The sequence below is a fragment of the Bartonella mastomydis genome, from assembly GCF_900185775.1.
GTDB classification, from domain to species: domain Bacteria; phylum Pseudomonadota; class Alphaproteobacteria; order Rhizobiales; family Rhizobiaceae; genus Bartonella; species Bartonella elizabethae.
In genome coordinates this window covers 114,977-133,584 of record NZ_LT883136.1, presented here as the reverse complement: position 1 = coordinate 133,584, position 18,608 = coordinate 114,977, and the positions used below count along the sequence as shown (strand labels likewise).

Below are 18,608 nucleotides of genomic sequence, written 5' to 3'. Positions count from 1 at the left end.
TTAAGAGTAAGGTTTCGTATTCTTTTAAAAATAAGGATTTCAAGTATTTATAAGGTTGATTTTAATGCACAAGAAGTAGATTTTCTGCTTTTTCAATAGTGTCATCACGTGCAACGATAGACAGGCTAAAATTACCGAATAAAGGTCACAATATACTCATGAAAGCTGGTAATATCTCCTACAATTGCGAAAATGATCTTCCAAAGCAAATTGCTCTTTTTCCTTTAGAAGGTGCACTTTTACTGCCCGGTGGTTTTTTATCCCTCAACATTTTTGAACCAGAATCGCTTGAAATGATTGAAAATGTTATGGTATCCGATCGTCTCTTGGGCATTATTCAACCCCTTTCATCGGATACGAACCGCTTTTCTACACAACTTTATAAAACAGGTTGTATAGGACGTATTACAAACTACAGTGAAACCGGTAATGGACAACTGTTCATTATCTTACAAGGTGTTTGCCGTTTCACCTTAGAACAAGAATTGACAAATACGAAGTCCTATCGAACAGCTCTTATCCAATCAAACATAAAAGACTTACAAGAACTCGATATCGAAGAAAGCATTCATCGAGAAAGCTTACTTGACGTTGTTGAGAAATATCTGACCATCCATGAAATGGAATACAATTGGAGCAGTATCATAGAAGCCCCAACACCGATATTGGTAAATGCTTTTTCAGCGCTTATCCCCTTTACACCGGCAGAAAAACAAGCTCTCCTTGAAGCCCCCGATATCAAAAGTCGTGCTCAAACGCTTCTCGCATTAACAGAACGCTCCCTCATGAAACAAACAGGAACAGATTATCGTTTAAACTAATAAACGTAAAAACATGAAAAAAATGACCACAGATCCTAAAATGCTCGAATTGCTTGTCTGCCCAATGACGAAAGGCACGCTTTCTTTCAACCGAAAAACACAAGAGCTTATTTCTCTCAAAGCCAAACTTGCCTATCCTATTCGTGATGGAGTTCCCATTATGCTTGCTTCAGAAGCGCGTCCTTTGCAAAACAATGAAAAAACAACTCATAAAAAATAAACACTCTTTAGGCAATTTTCTTTCAAAGACCCACTGTTATCAAGCTTCTATCAAGATGATATTTTAGTGTCTTGAGAAAAAGAGTTTTACAATCCGACTTTACAACTTTTCAAAGTCTCTCAAACGATATTTTTATCTATCGTGGATGCCCTGATGACATCAAAACTTGAAAAAACCAACAAGGAAAATGGGCTGTAATTTCAATTGACGATTGAAAGCTATTGCCTTAAGTCTAGTCGGTATACACGGCGGTCAGGGGGGGCAAATTCAAACATTAAATCCTACTTTGCAAATATACTTCCGGGACTCTTGTCATGTCCAAGTGCATTTTACGCACTAAAAGCAAGAGGCTGTTTTGAGTCAGCACTTCCAGATCCCGGAAGTCTCCAATCCTGAAAGTTGAATGCCGAGGGTGCTTGCACCTGAAAGGCATGAGTATAAGCCCAATATCCAGATTTTAATGACATTTCTATAGGCTAAATCCATCGGCTAAAAAATGCACTTTATTTGCTTGGAACAAGCAATTTGAATTTCAATTGACGATTGAAAGCTATTGCCTTAAGGTCTGGTCGGTATACACGGCGGTCAGGGGGGCAAATTCAAACATTAAATCCTATTTTGCAAATATACTTCCGGGACTCTTGTCATGTCCAAGTGCATTTTACGCACTAAAAGCAAGAGGCTGATTCGATGTCAGCACTTCCAGATCCCGGAAGTCTCCAATCCTGAAAGTTGAATGCCGAGGGTGCTTGCACCTGAAAGGCATGAGTATAAGCCCAATATCCAGATTTTAATGACATTTCTATAGGCTAATCTATAAGCTAAAAAATGCACTTTGACTTGCTTGAAATAAGCAATTTGAATTTCAATTGACGACTGAAAGCAATTGCCTTATGAAGGGAGATTGTGTTTTTGGTCGTATACGCGACGATCAAATAGGGCCTGGAAGCCCGAAAACCGAGTATAAAATTAACCCGCTTGGCGGGTGTCCCGGAATTTCCGGGGGCTCTTGTTATGTCCAAGTGCATCTTACGCACTAAAAGCAAGAGGCTGACTCGGTTTCAGCACTTCCAGACCCCGGATACCAATGCGAGGGCGCTCGCAACCGGAGGGGAAACAAAGTGCAAGCTAAAAATTCACATTCTTACGACATTTCTTTAGGCCAAAAAATTCGCTTCAGAAGAAATATGATGGGGTTTTCTCAAAAACAATTAGGAAGTCATTTGGGCGTAACGTTTCAACAAATCCAAAAATATGAAAAAGGTTTAAATCGTGTGAGCGCAGCACGTTTACAGGAAATTGCTGATGTACTGGGTGTTCCCGTTTCCTTCTTTTACGCTGATTGCACAAAAAAAGAAGAGACTTCCTCGCATTGTGATGACAGAATATCCAGTAAAGCAGAATATTTACTTTTGAAAAATTTCAGAGAGCTGACCCGCAAAAAACAAAGAGCAATTTTGCAGTTGATTTCTGATGAAAAAAACAGCCCCTTATTTTTATGAATTTACTGAAAAGCCCTCAACTGTTCTGAAGCACATTGAAAAACATTTTAACTGTCTCCGCCCCAAAAGACGAAGATTTTTATCCAGTCTGGAAACAGTCTGAATAGAAATTTTTGTCTTTAGAGAGAGGGAAGAAATCAAATAATTGAACACTTAACAGATAAAAGACAAAAAAATCTCCCAAGGCGATGCGCCATACCATCTTTTAAAAATTCAAAAGTGTAAAGAGAAACAATTGACAGAAGAGAAAAAATTCACTTAAGTGCTCTCGCAAAGAGATGAAGAATTCGCATAAAATATTCAATTTTTTTCACTTCTGAAAGATTAAAAAAGACAATATTATTTGCAATACAATACTTTATTGTGCTGACAATTCTGATTGCTGTGCACAACATGGGATTTGTTGAAGATATAATTTAATGATGTTCCTTGACCAACTCATTCTCTCCTGAGTATAGCGCGGGGAATAAACGTGGAGAGACACGAAGGAGTATAGAACAATGAGTTTTAAAGTTGCCATTGTCGGCGCAACAGGAAATGTCGGTCGTGAAATGCTTACAATTTTAGAAGAGCGTGGTTTTCCTGCGCATGAAATTGTTCCTCTGGCATCACGACGCTCATTAGGACAAGAAGTTTCTTATGGAGACAAAACGTTAAAAGTAAAAGCTCTGGATACGTATGATTTTTCTGACACAGATTTGTGTCTTATGTCTGCGGGAGGCAGCATTTCCAAAGAATATGCTCCTAAAATCGCGGCAACAGGCTGTGTCGTTATCGACAACTCCTCTACATGGCGCTATGATGCCAATGTTCCGTTGATTGTCCCTGAAGTCAATGCTGAAGCTATAAGTGCCTTTTCTAAGCGTAATATTATTGCCAATCCCAATTGTTCAACAATTCAATTGGTCTTAGCTTTAAAACCTCTCCATGATGCTGCTATCATTAAACGGGTTGTTGTCTCTACATATCAATCCGTCTCTGGAGCTGGTAAAGAAGGAATGGACGAACTTTTCGAACAATCACGCGCTGTGTTTGTTGCAGATCCCATTACATCAAAAAAATTCACTAAACGCATTGCCTTTAATGTCATTCCCCATATCGATGTTTTCATGGAAGATGGTTATACAAAAGAAGAATGGAAAATGACGGCTGAAACGAAGAAAATTCTTGATCCGAAAATTAAACTCACAGCCACGGCTGTTCGGGTTCCTGTCTTTATCGGGCATGCAGAAGCCGTCCATGTTGAATTTGAAAAACCACTCAGCGTATCTGAAGCACAAGCGCTCTTCCGCGATGCCCCTGGTTGTCAACTTATCGATAAACACGAAGATGGTGGCTATACCACGCCTTATGAATGTACAGGAGAAGATGACACCTTTATTAGCCGTGTTCGTGAAGATATCACCGTTGAAAATGGTTTGGCTTTCTGGGTTGTCGCCGATAATTTAAGAAAAGGCGCCGCATTAAATGCCGTTCAAATTGCTGAATTGCTCATTTCTCGTAATTTGATAAAGCCTAAGTCTGCCAATTAACGCCCTATCTAAAAGGACGAAGAATCCTAGCCGGTCTGTCAAAAGTCCGGCTTCTCTTCAAAAAAAATCTTCCCCCTACTGTGGATTTATATCATCACCCTAAAGGACAACCATTCAGGGCTTTAATAAATTCTACTCTTAAATATCCTTGAAACCCTCACCGCCTTAAAAAACGAAGATCTCTACCTGCATTGCTCTTGTACACAATCGCACTTTTTACCCAGTTTATACCGATCACCATCCTCATGCCGCCTTACGACACAATAGGATAAGGACAACAAGCTTCTCACCATTCTCTTAAAAAAATCCAGCTTTAATAAATTCCATCAAACATTATCCTGAAGGACAGTATCTCGAGGCGTTGATAAATTTCACCCTAAATATTCTTAACTCTCGCCACCTTAAGTTATCTCTCACCACCTTGATGCTATTTTATGGGATAATAGGATCAGCAGCATAAAGCATTTTTTGCTTCATACTGCCATCCTTTCTGTCATTCCCGTTATGAGGTTGATTTTTTATCCTTATCGAGCAGGATAGGTCACAACACGGTAACGTGTTTCATTGCGTTCAAAATTTTTGTCATTAACCTTATCCGGAAAGAAGGGATTATAAGCATTGACGTGTTTTACAGAAACTTCTTGTGCCTTTGGCGAAGGATTAAAAATTGTCCGTTCATCTCTTTTTTTGACTCCTGTGGAATCAATAATCACATCTGTTCTGTACAGTTTTTGCATGTTTTTTGGTGTTTTTTGCACCGCTGGAAGAGCTTTTAAATCAGAAACAATCTGTTTTACTTTTTCTTTTTTTACTTTTGGGGATTTTATCATGGAATTTGATTTTACCGGCACCTTTTTAAAAGCAATGGTAGGAACATTAGCAACATTGACATAACGTGCAGATGCCCAACCAACTTTTCCATGATACCCAAGAGAACACCAAGTTTTATTGGATAGACAGCCATAAATTTGCACTTTTGCACCCACTGGAACCGTTGTGATCACTTTATAAGCTGTCGCAGGACCTGTGCGTAACGATACCTGACCTGATGCAACACGAGCAACCGTTCCAGCAATAGTCCCAGCTTGCGCGTGAGAAGCAGCCACAGCCACCCCTGATGCTCCCAAAGCCGATAACATCATTGTCACTGATAAAAAATTCTTTCTTAACATTATTCTTCTTCCTCTCTAATCTGTGAAGAGCAAAATATTCGCCTTTGCAAAAATTTGCCGCATTTACATCCAGTAATCATCACTCTTTGTTTTTCCCCAAACGTCCCCAGCCCCATTGCAACCAGATCTCTCTTTGTCCCCTCCACCCCTCTCCACAAACACAGTCTTTTGATTTTGATTGCGCAGTATGTCCCTCATAAATTGACCGCTAAAACATCATCTGATTGCGTGGCTCTTTAGCCAATCGTCTCTTAAAGAAGTTTTTAAAGCGACATTGGTTCCCTCAACAAATCATTACAATAGATGAATTGATTGCCTAAATTTCAGAGAATTGCTATGAACCAATGATGATGTTTCCCCAAACTGCGGAACATAAAGAAAAAAGAATATTCTTTTTTAAAATAAAAGTGATTGAATATTCTCTAAAGCTTGTATAACCTTAAATTTCCTTAAAAGAATATAGAGTATATTGAAGCTTTCCTCGAAAAATTTCTTGGAAAAGAAAGTTAAAAGCACATGACATTAAAATTTTTTTCTCGCAGTCAGATTATAGGATTATTCCTCTCTCTCTTTACCCTTTTTTTGTCTACTGCTTTTTCCATGGCCGCAGACAAATCAAAAATCAAACTTGGTGTCATGGAAGGACACGAAGCCACTGTTTGGCAAGTCGCTGCAGAGCAAGCTAAAAAAGCTGGTTTAGAAATTGAGCTGGTTTATTTTTCTGATTACACTTTGCCCAACGATGCTGTTAATGCGGGAGAGATTGATGCCAATGCTTTTCAGCACACGCCTTATCTTAAAAACCAAATGGAACAGCGCGGTTATAAACTTTCAGTTGTAGGGTACACATTTATTGCCCCAATCGGTGTCTATTCCCACAAAATTAAAGATTTAAAGGACCTGCGTGATGGTGCACATGTTGGCATTCCTAATGATCCATCCAACGGTGGAAGAGCCCTTCTCCTTCTCAATTCTTTAGGTCTTATTCAATTAAAAGACCCTCATGATATTCTTGCCTCTCCACTGGATATTATTGAAAATCCTAAAAACGTGCAAATTCGTGAACTTGATGCCGGCATGTTAGGGCGAGCTATTGATGATTTTGATATTGCCGTTATCAATACAAATTGGGCTTTGGTTTCTGGACTAGACTTGCAAAAAGATGTTGTCGCATGGGAAAACGCAGAAAATAATCCCTATACCAATATCATTGTTGTGCGGACCAGCGACAAAGATGAACCATGGGTCAAAAAATTAGTTTCTGCCTACAATAGCGAGCCTGTTCGTGCAAAAATCAAAGAAATCTTTGGTCCAGCAGCACAAACATCTTGGTAATTATACCCCATATTCTCGTCGTTTTGCTGAACATTCTGGTAATTTTAAATGGAAAAAAACGCCCTCATTTCCTTAAAAAATGTCAGCCGTTGTTTTAACAAAACGGCGGGCAATCCAGCGGTTGATAATTTATCTCTTGATATCCATACCGGTGAAATCCTTGGTATTATTGGTCGTAGTGGAGCAGGAAAATCAACACTTATTCGCTGTTTAAACGGATTAGAAAAAATTGATACCGGCTCTCTTTTTTTTGAAGGCGTCAATATTTCCAATCTATCAGAGACAGAATGGGCGCCTTATCGTCAACGGATTGGAATGATTTTTCAACATTTCAATCTTCTCTCATCGCAAAAGGTGATTGATAACATTGCATTACCGCTCAAATTAAGTGGTGTAAACAAAAAACAGCGCAACAAACGTGCCCTTGAGCTTATTGAATTAGTCGGATTATGGGGGAAAGAATATTGTTATCCAGCAGAATTGTCTGGAGGGCAAAAACAACGCGTTGGCATTGCCCGAGCGCTCGCTGCTAATCCTAAAATATTGTTATCAGATGAAGCAACCTCTGCTCTTGATCCTGAAACAACACAATCTATTCTTGAACTTCTTGCCGATATTAACAACCGCCTCAATCTCACAATTGTGCTTATTACCCACGAAATGGAAGTGGTACGCACAATTGCGCATCGCGTTGTTGTTCTCAATCAAGGGCGCATTGTGGAAGAAGGACGTGTAAAAGATATTTTTACATCCCCACAAGAAGAAACAACCATTGCCATGCTTAAACTTGTTACGCCACAACTTCCTGAAAAATATGCAAAAAATCTTAAACCTATCGGCCAAGAAGCTGTTATTGAAATAAATATTGCCGGTGAAATTGCCCAACAGCCTTTTCTCCATCTTCTGGAAGATGAAAGCGGTTTAAGAGCACGTATTCTCCACGGAGGCATTGATACAGTCCAAGGGGAAACCATCGGGCGTCTCTTCTTATGCCTTCCTGCTCAAGATCAAGAAGCTTTTAAAAAAGCCGTTCAATGGTTAACCGAAAAGGGACGATATTGCGAGGTGTTAGGTTATGTTTAATGTTCTATCTCATGAACTTCCCAATGCCTTTTTTGACACAATCTTGATGACGATAAGTGCTTCTTTTATGGCGCTTATTATAGGGCTTCCCCTTGGTCTGCTTCTTCACACGACAGCACGTGGGGGAATCTTTGCTTCATCTCTTATCAACCGCCCTTTAAGCATCATCGTCGACAGTATTCGTGCCATTCCTTTTATTATTCTTGCATTTTATCTTCTTCCCGTTACCCGTATCGTGGTAGGAAGAGGGGTGGGAATGTCTTCTGTTATTTTTGTTCTCACCATTTCAGCTATTCCTTTTTATGCACGCATGGCCGAACTTTCTTTTAAAACCGTTGAAAACGGTCTCATTGAAGCGATCCGCTCTATGGGAGCAAGCCGTCTTCAAATCATCAGATATGTTCTCATTCCTGAAGCTCTCCCTAGCCTGATTACAGGTTTTACAGTCATGGTCATTTCTCTCATAGGCGCCACCTCACTTGCCGGATATCTTGGTGGAGGCGGTTTAGGAGACATGGCAATTCGCTATGGCTATCAACGCTATAATACCTTCATCATGACCATTGTCATCCTTCTTTTGATCATGCTCAATATCATAACCCAATGGACTTCTGATAAAATCGTACAAAAACTTGATAAAACGAAGCATTAAAAGACTGCAGATTTCACACACCAGCGTTATCATCCTCTTTGCCACTTCCAAAGTGAAACCATCTCTCCCGTATACCCATTGGTGATCGAAAGCATTCATTTAAAAAAAACAAGCATTTTTTCTCTTATCTTAAACAGTTTTATCTCAGCCTCCAATGTGCACCCCAACAAATAGTTTGATAGTTTCAATATAAAAGGAAATTAAATGAGAGCTCTTACAACATTCAAAGCTCTCTCTCACCGTAAAAATGATAAATGACCATGTTAAATCACTCTATTGATCACAATCCAATCATAATACCCCATCAAAACAGTCGAGCAGAAAGAACAATCTGCGATGACGAGGAAAGCTATAAAACCTCCACCATAATTACGCCTGATCACTCTCAATGTATGAGTATTGTCTTTCAAAGTATTTGATAAAAAACAGGAACATCTCGCCAATCCATTGCTAATCTATTCATGGTTTTATGACATTCTTTTCTTAAACAAGGTTTGTGCTTTAACAGCGACCTGTCAATCAACATCTAGATCGAATGCGGCAGCATATTTGATACACAGACTGAGTGGGATAAAAGTTCTAAACACTGTTCCTACTGTTATACCAAAGTGCAAGCGAGAGAGCATATTTCGTATCTGTCAAGCGTAATTTCTAAAACCAACTCATTTGAAAAGAATATTAAGATGTAAAAGTACCAACCAATTTCCCTCTTTACCATCATTCTTGAGTTCAGCATTAAGGCTTTCAAAAATGCCTCACGCAATATTCTTTAAATAATGGAGATTGCGCATTATCTCATACTTTTATCTATCGCGTTTTTAATGAATCACAACCTGCTCGTAAAACAGAATGCCCCAAGCTTGGCTCACATCTTCATACGCTTTTAAAAATACATCAAGGTTCTCACGTCCATTTTCCATTTTGCAACAGCAGCCGTAAATAGTATAATAGCCAATCCATTGCCCCCATCTTGACGCTTCATAAAAGAGCAAACCGCTAGCCTCAGACACTTTGCCAGCATCCAATGTTGTCCCCCACTACCCTTAATACTTGAGACGGTTCAAAGGTATAGCTTGTCTGTACAGTTTCAGTCCACATAGATGCCCCCGCTTTTAAACGTGCAAATGAGTGGTTTTAATTGTTTCAACATGGAATGCGCTTAAAATAAGAAAATCTTACGACATTCTGGAGCGCATTCAGGATGAATGACACGAGATTATCCTGATAAATCAATATATTCTCAATTTTATCATCGATAAAAAATTCGAACAAAATTGTATGAAAATTCTTATCAAATAAAGCACTTAAATCATCTTAAACATTGGAAAATTTTTCTCCCATCACAGCAACAATAAGCCATTGAGCCGTAAGGGCTGGTTTTTTTAACTGTTCCACTTCCACCGTAACCCCATAATGGAAGACCACGCGCCCAGAAGGACGAATTTCTGCATCATCGAGCACAAAACGCGCCCGCACCCGTGTTCCTGTCTTCACAGGACTCATGAATCGTACTTTATCAAAACCATAATTAATCCCCATTGTAGCCCCTTCTAACTCTGGAAGAGCTTCATAAGCAAGCGCAGACAAAAGCGATAATGTTAAAAACCCATGAGCAATCGTTCCCCCAAAAGGTGTCTTTTTAGCCTTTTCCTCATCAACGTGTATCCATTGATGATCATCTGTAGCGCATGCAAATTGATTAATCATATCCTGTGTAACAAGACGCCACTGTGATAATCCCATTTCTTTTCCAATAAAAGTAGTGACATCTTGTACTGTGATTTTTTGCTGCATAACGCTATTCCTATTTTATTTGATAAACGCACCCCTCCCCCTCTTGCTTTTATAAAACCCATTGATTAGAGCATCAAGAATAAAAGATTAATTGTCTTAAAAACAAATACACCTTATGAATGAGAAATTCTTTTTAGTAGAATAGTTTTCAAATGGGAAAAAAGAATGGCAAGCAATGTAACCCTAACAGGTTTAGCGCATGATTTAAAGCAACGTGCAGAAAACCATCCCCCCATCCGTATTGGACTGATTGGTTGTGGAGAGATGGGCACAGATTTATTATCAAGTATTGCGCAAATGGAGGGAATAACCGTTGCTGCTGTAGCCACGAGGACACCATCACGAATTTTTGATGCTGCAACACTTGCCTATGGCGAAGAGGGACATGTCTGTGAAGTTGAAAATGCTCATGCCCTCACACAAAGCATTGAAAAAGGTTTGATTGCGGCAACAGATGATATTGACCTTGTTTTGCGCCATGAACAAATTGATATTATTGTTGATGCAACAGGCTATCCTGAAGCGGGAGCAGAAATTGGCTTTAAAGCGCTTGAAAACAACAAACATCTTGTCATGATGAATGTTGAAGCCGATGTTACAATTGGTGCGTATCTAAAACATGAAGCAGAAAAACAAGGACTTATTTATACCCTTGGTGCTGGTGATGAACCGACTTCCTGCATGGAACTCATCGAGTTTGTTTCAGCTCTTGGGCATAAAATTGTTGCAGCGGGAAAAGGAAAAAATAATCCTCTGCTCTTTGATGCCACACCTGATGTTTACGAAGAAGAAGCATTACGGCGTAATATGAATGTACGCATGTTGGTTGAATTTATTGATGGTTCCAAAACGATGGTTGAAATGGCAGCCATTGCCAATGCCACTGGACTTCTCCCTGATTGCCCAGGAATGCATGGCCCCCAAGCGGCACTGCAAGATTTAAACAAAGTCCTTATTCCAAAACAAGATGGCGGTATTTTGCAGCAATATGGTGTGGTGGATTATTCAATAGGTCAAGGTGTTTCTCCAGGTGTCTTTGTCATTGCAGAAATAGCACACCCACGTTTACGCGAACGTATGGAAGATTTAAAAATCGGTCAAGGACCTTACTTCACCTTTCATCGCCCCTATCATCTCACAGCAATGGAAGTTCCCCTCACCTGTGCACGCGTGATGCTTTATGGTAAAAAAGATATGGTTCCTCTTAGCCATCCCGTAGTAGAAGTCTGTGCTGTTGCTAAAAAAGATTTATATCCAGGCGATCAGTTAGATTTTATCGGTCTTTATACGTATCGCGCTTGGATCATGAATATTGCCGAAGCACGCGCCCACCAAGCCATTCCTTGTGGTCTTTTAGAAAAAGCAACAGTCACAGCTGCCATTAAAAAAAATGAACTCATTACAGTACATAATACAGCTATCCGTGAAGATCAATGGATTGCCCGTCTTCGTGCCAAACAAGATCTTTTGCTTGATTGCTCTTCTCCCGCCAAACTATAAATATCCTCTTCTACCCTAACATAAAAATCCATTCATGTATAAGGAACAATGTTTCTTTTCTAGAGGAGAGTAACGCATCAAAAAATAAAAGCATTTTTAATTCATGAGATCTTCACGAAGAAAATATTATGAATTAAAAATGCTTATTCAAAACAATATCTTATGCTTGTTTCCCCTTTCCTTCCACTCATGCATTCCCTTCTTATCCCCTTCCTTAATAGCCCCCTTCCCTTGCGCAACAGAACACCCAGAATACACTTGTATTACACATTCAAGTTTCTGTTTGAATAAAGACATTTTTCAATGCCGCCCATCATCACCTCCCTCTCACGAACAGTGCGCATCAATCTCATACCCAAATCCCCATGAGGCGGTCTAAAATTGGCTATGTATCACTATCTTTACGCTATAAAGATACGAAGCCGGCATCATCATTTTATTTTCCTATATTACGATAGACCTTAAGCCTTAGAGCCTAATTCATGAGAAAAATTTTACCCTTTTCCTAAAGAGTTTTTACCCATACACAAATGCAACTTGCGATATGCAAAAAATGCTTTTGATGAATCCAACATACACAGATTGAAAACGGTAAATATTTATAAAGCAGTAAGTTTATTTTTAATTTAATAGTTTGATTTATAATGATAACTTATCATCAGCTATTTACATTAGAAGAAAACTACAGAAATATTTTTTATTTTATCTCTTCTTTTTTATCCTCTAAAAAATATTTAAAAAAGATAAATATACCTTTGATGAATAATCTTTATATAGAAACGGCAAGATAATATTAAAAAAGCTGATAAAGAAGTTAAAAGTGTTAGCCTTATGACGAGGAAATAACCATAAAAAATCCGGTTACACCACTTTGAAAAGAAAAAATATGAATTACAAGAGATTGAATTTTAATAACAGCTCAAAAAATATATTTAGTATTAATAGTTAGTTATTTTTCTATCCAATACAGCACGAACAACTTCAAATATTGATTTTTTTCAACATAAGGAAATAAAAGAAAAAACTCATCGACAAAGTCGATGAGTTTTCTCCTAAAGTGTACAGAATATTCCTAAAAGAGAAACAAAAGTCCCAACAATATCCCCAACACATAAAGAAGCAAGAAGCGAGAAAACACCTATCCCACCCCAAAAGACGTTCCCTGAATATGCAGAAACTTTTTCAATTTTTCCAAAAGCAACGCCATCTTGTTCCTCAACGCCGTAAATAACAGCTCTATCCGCAGCTTTAACAACTGGATTGTTGTCTACTGTAGAAACAGAAATTGCCATTCTCTCTTGAAATTGATTTTTTACAAAACTCGCATTCCCTTCTATAATTTGTACAAAAAGAAGAATAAGGAGTGTAAAAGTAAATGAACATACACGATTTTTAAATACTTTAAACATAGCTTCATTTGCTCCTCTTTTTCTTCACTGAAAAAGTGAAAAAATATTTACATATATAAAAACAAATAACACAATATGATATATTATATGTAACTTTATATTAAATATAATACATTATGTATTACATGTAAAGATATAAAAACAACATAATTTAAATTTTAAAAATAAATACTGATAAATTCAAAATAAGAACAACAATACTAAAAAATTTCTAAACGGCCTACTTAGGAAAATTTTACTTTAAAATCAAACGATTAAAAACATAGCAAACATAATTGAATATCGCCTCACATTACAAAAAATCTTATCCAATAAAATGTACTATTTTATTATTATTGACTAATAATTTTAAAAATATTCATGAATATCAAGAATAATTTATTACTTTTACAATAGAATCAGTTATCATTTATGATCTTAAATGAAGAGGATAAAAGTAATATTTTTTATCAATATACTTTAAAGTAATAAAAATTTATCAACTTTCACAGCACAATAAAGCTTAAAAAATAAATTCATTTAAAAAAATATAGACTATAAATTTTAAAACCGTATAAACTTAAAAAATGTCAATATAAAAATACTTGTCTCTGATCTTGATCAGAGAAAGATGGCATAGCGCTTCAAGGATCTCTTATTATATCCCTCATCGATATGGCACAAGTCTGCTCTCAGTAATGTTGAAAAATAAAATCGCGAGCAAATAAAAACAACGATCTAAAATAAATATATTTTCATCAACAAACCTTAAAATTCTGTCCTATTTTTTAACAAAATGGTTATAAAGCGTAAAAGATTCTTCAAAATCTCTATTTTCAAAATTGACAAAAAGCACTTATAAAACAAATCAACTTATCAGATTTACAAAAACATTATAAGCAACACAAAAGGGCTAGAAAACTACCTAAAACCAAATACTAAGATATTCATGAAAAATAAGAGTATTCCCCAAAATGCTGAAAAACAACTCTCTTGCCTAACTTTCATAAAAGTTAGCTTATTTTTTTCTTCATTAGAGTAGATCACAGCCCTATCTATATTTCGAGCAACTCTATTTTTCTCTTGATGAGTAAAAAATAATTCTCTTTGAAAGAACTCTTTAGCAATATTTATATGCCTTTCTGCACCTTGTGCAAAAAAAAGAACAAACGCTATAAAAATAGAGCAATAAAAATTACTTTTAAATATGTTAAACATAAATCTATATTACCATATTTTTCTTCAAATAAAAAAGTAAAATAATAATAAAAACTGTAAAAATAAAAACTATTTCCAAACAATTTGTTTCTATACATACAATAATACATATACTATATTGAATATATAGCGTGATTAAAATTTGAATAAAAAAATATTATGATTTTAGAGACTCTTATTCAACATAAAAAAATAAATACTCTTTATAAATCAATATAGTGTCATTATGTAATTTCATCTTATGTAAATTCTTCTCATTACATTCATTTTTTCTTCATGAACACTAAAATCTGTTAAGACACTCTTCAAAGTAAAATGAATGCACAAATATTTCTATTCTTTTGTAAGACGTCTATATAAACTTGAATTCACAGCACAAGAATTCTGATTAAAACAAAAGGACACAATCAAAAACGCTTACATAAGCTACCAATCCTTAGAAGGGATAGCGCATATTTCATCAAACCTGTGTTAACTCCTCTCAATAAAACCTTTCACTATTTTTAATAAAGCTCTCATTTTTAGAATTTCCCTATGGAATGTAACAATACACCTATTTGCGTTTCTCTTATAGATAGATTAAATAGTGATAGCACCTTTGATCACTTTATCTGTATGAACTCCTCTTTTGGGCAATAATTTATGGTATCTAACACACCCTTTCTCGCTCTTTTACCTTTGGGCGCACATGAATATCACGGAGAGCATCTTCCCTTTGAAACCGACTGGATTATTGCTGAAGCTTTTGCAAAAGCCCTCACGTTAGAAACAAAAGAACAATTTCATATCGCCCTGTTACCGGTTGAAAAAATTGGCTATTCTATAGAACATATGGATATCACAGGGACACAAACTCTAACCTTTTCTGATGCGATTAAGCGCTGGATAAAGATTGGTGAAAACTGCTATCATAAAGGGATCAACCGTCTTCTTCTTCTCAATGCTCACGGAGGCAATTCACCTTTAATGAGCATTGTTATCACCGAATTGAGAAGGCGCCTTTCCATGCTTGCTGTAGCAACAAGCTGGAGCCGTTTTGGTTTACCAAAAGGTCTGATAGAACCTTCTCAACAGCCTCTTGATATCCATGGCGGTTTTATCGAAACTTCTCTCATGCTCTATTTAGCTCCAGAAAAAGTCCATATGGAAAAGGCAAAAAATTTTCATAATAAACAAGCGGATATGATTGCCAATTATCGCCATTTACGCGCCTATGGTCCTCATGCTTTTGGCTGGACAATGCGTGATCTCAACACGCAAGGTGCAGCAGGAAATGCAAGCAAAGCAACCCCCCAAGCCGGTAAAGCAATCTTTTCTCATGTTCTGTCTCAGCTTCGTGATTTACTTGATGATATCAAGCGATTTAACATAAACACATGGCAATAAAGAACAATAAAAGGTCTCTCCATGGAAAAAACACCCCCAACAAAACTTCCTGTTACGGTTCTCACGGGCTATCTTGGTGCAGGAAAAACCACCCTTCTCAACCGCATTCTCAGTGAAAATCACGGCAAGCGCTATGCTGTCATTGTCAATGAATTTGGTGAAATTGGGATTGATAATGACCTGATCATTGAATCAGATGAAGAAATTTATGAAATGAATAACGGCTGTGTTTGCTGCACTGTGCGGGGTGATCTCATTCGCATTCTGGAAAGTCTGATGCAACGTTCTCATCGATTTGATGCAATTATTATAGAAACAACAGGACTTGCCGATCCCGTTCCCGTAGCACAAACCTTTTTCATGGATGATACTGTTCATGAAAAAACAATGCTTGACAGTGTCATAGCTGTCGTTGATGCAAAGCATTTGCCCTCTCAACTGAAAGACAGTCGTGAAGTTGAAGAGCAAATTGCCTTCGCAGACATCGTTCTTTTAAATAAGATTGATCTTGTCACGGCACAAGAGCAAGCCCATGCAGAGTCACTTATTCTTGCCATTAATCCTCGTGCTATACTCTATACAACACAGCGCACCAATATTCCTCTTGATAAACTTCTTAATCGTGGTTTCTTTGATCTCCAACGGACTCTAGACCATGAGCCTCATTTTCTTGACCACGAACATAAAAACCAACCTGAAGATCATGTGTGTGGTCCCGACTGCCATCACGACCATCATCATCACACATCTACCATTCATGATATTACCATCACTTCTATAAGTTTAAAAGCAGGTGCCCTGCAACCAGAGAAATTTTTCCCTTGGATCCAACAGCTTACACAGCAACAAGGACCTGATATCTTGCGTCTTAAAGGCATTATTGCCTTTCAAGGAGATGATGATCGTTATGTCATTCAAGGTATTCATATGCTTCTTGAGGGACAACACCAACGCCCATGGCGTGAGGATGAAAAACGAGAAAGCCGCCTTGTTTTTATCGGACGCTCTCTTGATGGCAAAAAATTAAAAACTGATTTTGAAAATTGCGCATAAAATGAATGACAATGCCAAACATAACCCATTATGATCTCAAAAGTTACTGCCTTTCCTGTGGTTTTATAGGCAATAAACCAGCCTTTGTTTCCGTGGAAGGTTTGATTGTTTTTTTAACTCCAACCCCACAAATCTTTGAAGTTCACCAAGGAATAATTTCAAGTCATTTTTCCCATGACAATACTGCGATCATCACAGGAGGAGAAGATGGAAAAGTCTGTCAAACAACAGTAGGTGGTCATACAGAACTGCTCAGTCAAAAAGAACGCAAATGGATAAATAACGTTGCTTTTGGTCCCCAAAAAGCTTTTGCCTTTTCCTCTGCACGTCTTGCATTTGTACATGTGGGAAAAGAACAACAAGAGCTCCCACATGAGCGCAGTGTAGAAGGTTTGGCTTTTGCCCCAAAAGGTTTACGGCTTGCCGTTGCTCATTACAATGGCGTTACGCTTCATTGGCTCTCAACACAAACATCCCCCACCACATTGGTATGGAAAGGGGCGCATTGTGATGTCACCTTTTCACCAGACAACCGCTATGTCATTTCCACGATGCAAGAAAACGCCTTACACGGCTGGCGTCTTACCGATCATCAACATTTACGGATGAGTGGCTACCCAAGCAAAGTCAAAAGCTGGTCTTGGAGTGCAAAAGGAAGATGGCTCGCAACATCAGGTGCTTCTGCAGCAATTGTTTGGCCCTTTCATACAAAAGATGGCCCCATGGGAAAAATCCCCCTAGAACTTGGGACACGAGCAGATGCCCTTGTTAGCACCGTTTCATGCCATCCAAGCAAAGAAATTGTCGCCATAGGCTTCAATGATGGAATGATTTTAGCGGCATATTTTCGTGATGGAAAAGAAGTCCTTCTAAAAGGCTATGGAAAAAGCGCTATTTCAGCACTCAACTGGGATCAAACAGGACACACCCTCACCTTCGGCAGTGAAAATGGTGAATGTGGTATGATCGATATCACTGATTAAGCCAAGAACCAACAAGCACAATCATCATTGATAAAAATACCCACACAATCCTCTAGAAATCTGAACCTCCGCGCATTTCTAGAGCTCGCAAAATCCAGGACACCCTCCCCCAAAAGTCCCCACCCAAAATCCCCAAAGTCTTTATAATCATGAAGCCTTCCATCTTGCTAGAACCTCCCTTGAGACAAGAAAAGGCCTCTTTATTCCTAAGATCAAAAGAAGGAAACTCAACACTATTCTTCTCAATAAATTTTTTTGACCGCCACTTGATACCTCAAAAAATAAAATTCCCTACCAGTTTTGATCGACAATCCAGTTTTTTTCTAGACATATCAAATCGGTTTAATAAAGGATGTTCAGTGTTTACACGTAGGAATGAAAGCCTTTCAAATCATAAAATGCTCTCGATTCAAATCTGTTTATATTAAATTAATCAAAACTATTTGCTTGTACATGACAAACAGAAGAAAGCCCGTATCAATACAAAACATTTAAGAAAAGACTAAAAATACTTCTTATAAATATTTTCGAGTGCTAAAGTCACAGCAATATTGGAAGCTTAAAAAAAATAGAATGATGATGCCCACTTATTAGAGCAATAACAATACTCTATATCTTATCAAAGTTTCTCTTGGTGACTATCATTTGCAAAAAAGAAACAACACCCCTAAAAACACAATCAAGCATCCTTTACTTTTTATGATCATTTAACCACAAATTCTCTCAGTCTTTTCTAAAAAGACAAGTATTTTTCTAAAATTCTCAAGTAAACAACCTCAAAAAGAAAACAAAAAATAGGCGTATTGACGGCTATAAACGTAAATAGAGTTTATATTGTTTTCTTCTCTAAAATAAAATTCAAAACAATGTATAAAAGATCATAAGATTTAAAATTTTGATCTACAAAAATGAATAAAGAAACGGACAAAAATAATCCTAAAAACTCTTAAGAAAAATGCCTAAAACCAT

General features: G+C 37.5%; 15 protein-coding genes. 11 read left to right on the top strand and 4 right to left on the bottom strand.

Annotated features, from left to right (window positions below; all coding sequences use genetic code 11):
* Window positions 1-158 precede the first annotated feature (158 nt).
* The 4 genes from FJG96_RS00485 to FJG96_RS00470 all read left to right on the top strand — a co-directional run bounded on the left by FJG96_RS00485 (window position 159) and on the right by FJG96_RS00470 (window position 4,075).
* A complete protein-coding gene (locus FJG96_RS00485) occupies window positions 159-821 on the top strand; it encodes an LON peptidase substrate-binding domain-containing protein (RefSeq protein WP_139412299.1) in 663 nt (220 codons plus the stop codon).
* Between the two features lie 13 nt (window positions 822-834).
* Window positions 835-1,041, top strand: a complete 207-nt coding sequence (locus FJG96_RS00480; RefSeq protein WP_139412298.1) for a Trm112 family protein — start codon at window positions 835-837, stop codon at window positions 1,039-1,041.
* A gap of 1,121 nt (window positions 1,042-2,162) precedes the next feature.
* Entirely contained in the window at window positions 2,163-2,543 is a 381-nt protein-coding gene (locus tag FJG96_RS00475; RefSeq protein WP_026500935.1) for a helix-turn-helix domain-containing protein, read from the top strand.
* A gap of 500 nt (window positions 2,544-3,043) precedes the next feature.
* Window positions 3,044-4,075, top strand: coding sequence for an aspartate-semialdehyde dehydrogenase (locus FJG96_RS00470; RefSeq protein ID WP_139412297.1), 1,032 nt, complete (start codon window positions 3,044-3,046; stop codon window positions 4,073-4,075).
* Between the two features lie 524 nt (window positions 4,076-4,599).
* Here the strand turns inward: FJG96_RS00470 and FJG96_RS00465 are convergent.
* Window positions 4,600-5,247 (bottom strand): SH3 domain-containing protein, encoded by a 648-nt coding sequence (locus FJG96_RS00465; RefSeq protein ID WP_139412296.1) that lies wholly within the window; start codon window positions 5,245-5,247, stop codon window positions 4,600-4,602.
* Between the two features lie 516 nt (window positions 5,248-5,763).
* Between FJG96_RS00465 and FJG96_RS00460 the strand changes: the two genes are divergently transcribed.
* Genes FJG96_RS00460 through FJG96_RS00450 form a run of 3 tightly spaced genes read left to right on the top strand, consistent with a single transcriptional unit; the run spans window position 5,764 to window position 8,317 of the window.
* Complete coding sequence (locus tag FJG96_RS00460) at window positions 5,764-6,582, top strand: MetQ/NlpA family ABC transporter substrate-binding protein (RefSeq protein ID WP_139412295.1); 819 nt, start codon at window positions 5,764-5,766, stop codon at window positions 6,580-6,582.
* A 48-nt stretch (window positions 6,583-6,630) separates the two neighbouring features.
* A complete protein-coding gene (locus tag FJG96_RS00455; protein ID WP_139412294.1) occupies window positions 6,631-7,665 on the top strand; it encodes a methionine ABC transporter ATP-binding protein in 1,035 nt (344 codons plus the stop codon).
* On the top strand, window positions 7,658-8,317 hold the full coding sequence (locus tag FJG96_RS00450) for a methionine ABC transporter permease (protein WP_139412293.1): 660 nt from the start codon (window positions 7,658-7,660) through the stop codon (window positions 8,315-8,317). The genes FJG96_RS00455 and FJG96_RS00450 overlap by 8 nt, the downstream gene beginning before the upstream one ends.
* An 818-nt stretch (window positions 8,318-9,135) precedes the next feature.
* Here the strand turns inward: FJG96_RS00450 and FJG96_RS00445 are convergent.
* Window positions 9,136-9,342, bottom strand: coding sequence for a hypothetical protein (locus FJG96_RS00445; RefSeq protein ID WP_139412292.1), 207 nt, complete (start codon window positions 9,340-9,342; stop codon window positions 9,136-9,138).
* Window positions 9,343-9,631: 289 nt separating this feature from the next.
* On the bottom strand, window positions 9,632-10,111 hold the full coding sequence (locus FJG96_RS00440) for a MaoC family dehydratase (RefSeq protein WP_139412291.1): 480 nt from the start codon (window positions 10,109-10,111) through the stop codon (window positions 9,632-9,634).
* 165 nt (window positions 10,112-10,276) lie between these two features.
* On the opposite strand from FJG96_RS00440, the gene FJG96_RS00435 reads away from it, so the two are divergent.
* On the top strand, window positions 10,277-11,611 hold the full coding sequence (locus FJG96_RS00435) for an NAD(P)H-dependent oxidoreductase (protein WP_139412290.1): 1,335 nt from the start codon (window positions 10,277-10,279) through the stop codon (window positions 11,609-11,611).
* Between the two features lie 1,052 nt (window positions 11,612-12,663).
* On the opposite strand, the gene FJG96_RS00430 is transcribed toward FJG96_RS00435, so the two are convergent.
* Complete coding sequence (locus FJG96_RS00430; protein ID WP_139412289.1) at window positions 12,664-13,020, bottom strand: hypothetical protein; 357 nt, start codon at window positions 13,018-13,020, stop codon at window positions 12,664-12,666.
* Window positions 13,021-14,859: 1,839 nt separating this feature from the next.
* On the opposite strand from FJG96_RS00430, the gene FJG96_RS00420 reads away from it, so the two are divergent.
* From FJG96_RS00420 to FJG96_RS00410, 3 genes are read left to right on the top strand one after another with little or no spacing between them, the layout of a single operon-like run.
* Window positions 14,860-15,603 (top strand): creatininase family protein, encoded by a 744-nt coding sequence (locus FJG96_RS00420; RefSeq protein WP_139412287.1) that lies wholly within the window; start codon window positions 14,860-14,862, stop codon window positions 15,601-15,603.
* A gap of 21 nt (window positions 15,604-15,624) precedes the next feature.
* Complete coding sequence (locus FJG96_RS00415; RefSeq protein WP_139412286.1) at window positions 15,625-16,656, top strand: CobW family GTP-binding protein; 1,032 nt, start codon at window positions 15,625-15,627, stop codon at window positions 16,654-16,656.
* An 11-nt stretch (window positions 16,657-16,667) separates the two neighbouring features.
* The gene (locus FJG96_RS00410) at window positions 16,668-17,639 is read left to right on the top strand and encodes a WD40 repeat domain-containing protein (RefSeq protein ID WP_139412316.1); all 972 of its coding nucleotides are present in this window, start codon (window positions 16,668-16,670) and stop codon (window positions 17,637-17,639) included.
* Window positions 17,640-18,608 lie beyond the last annotated feature (969 nt).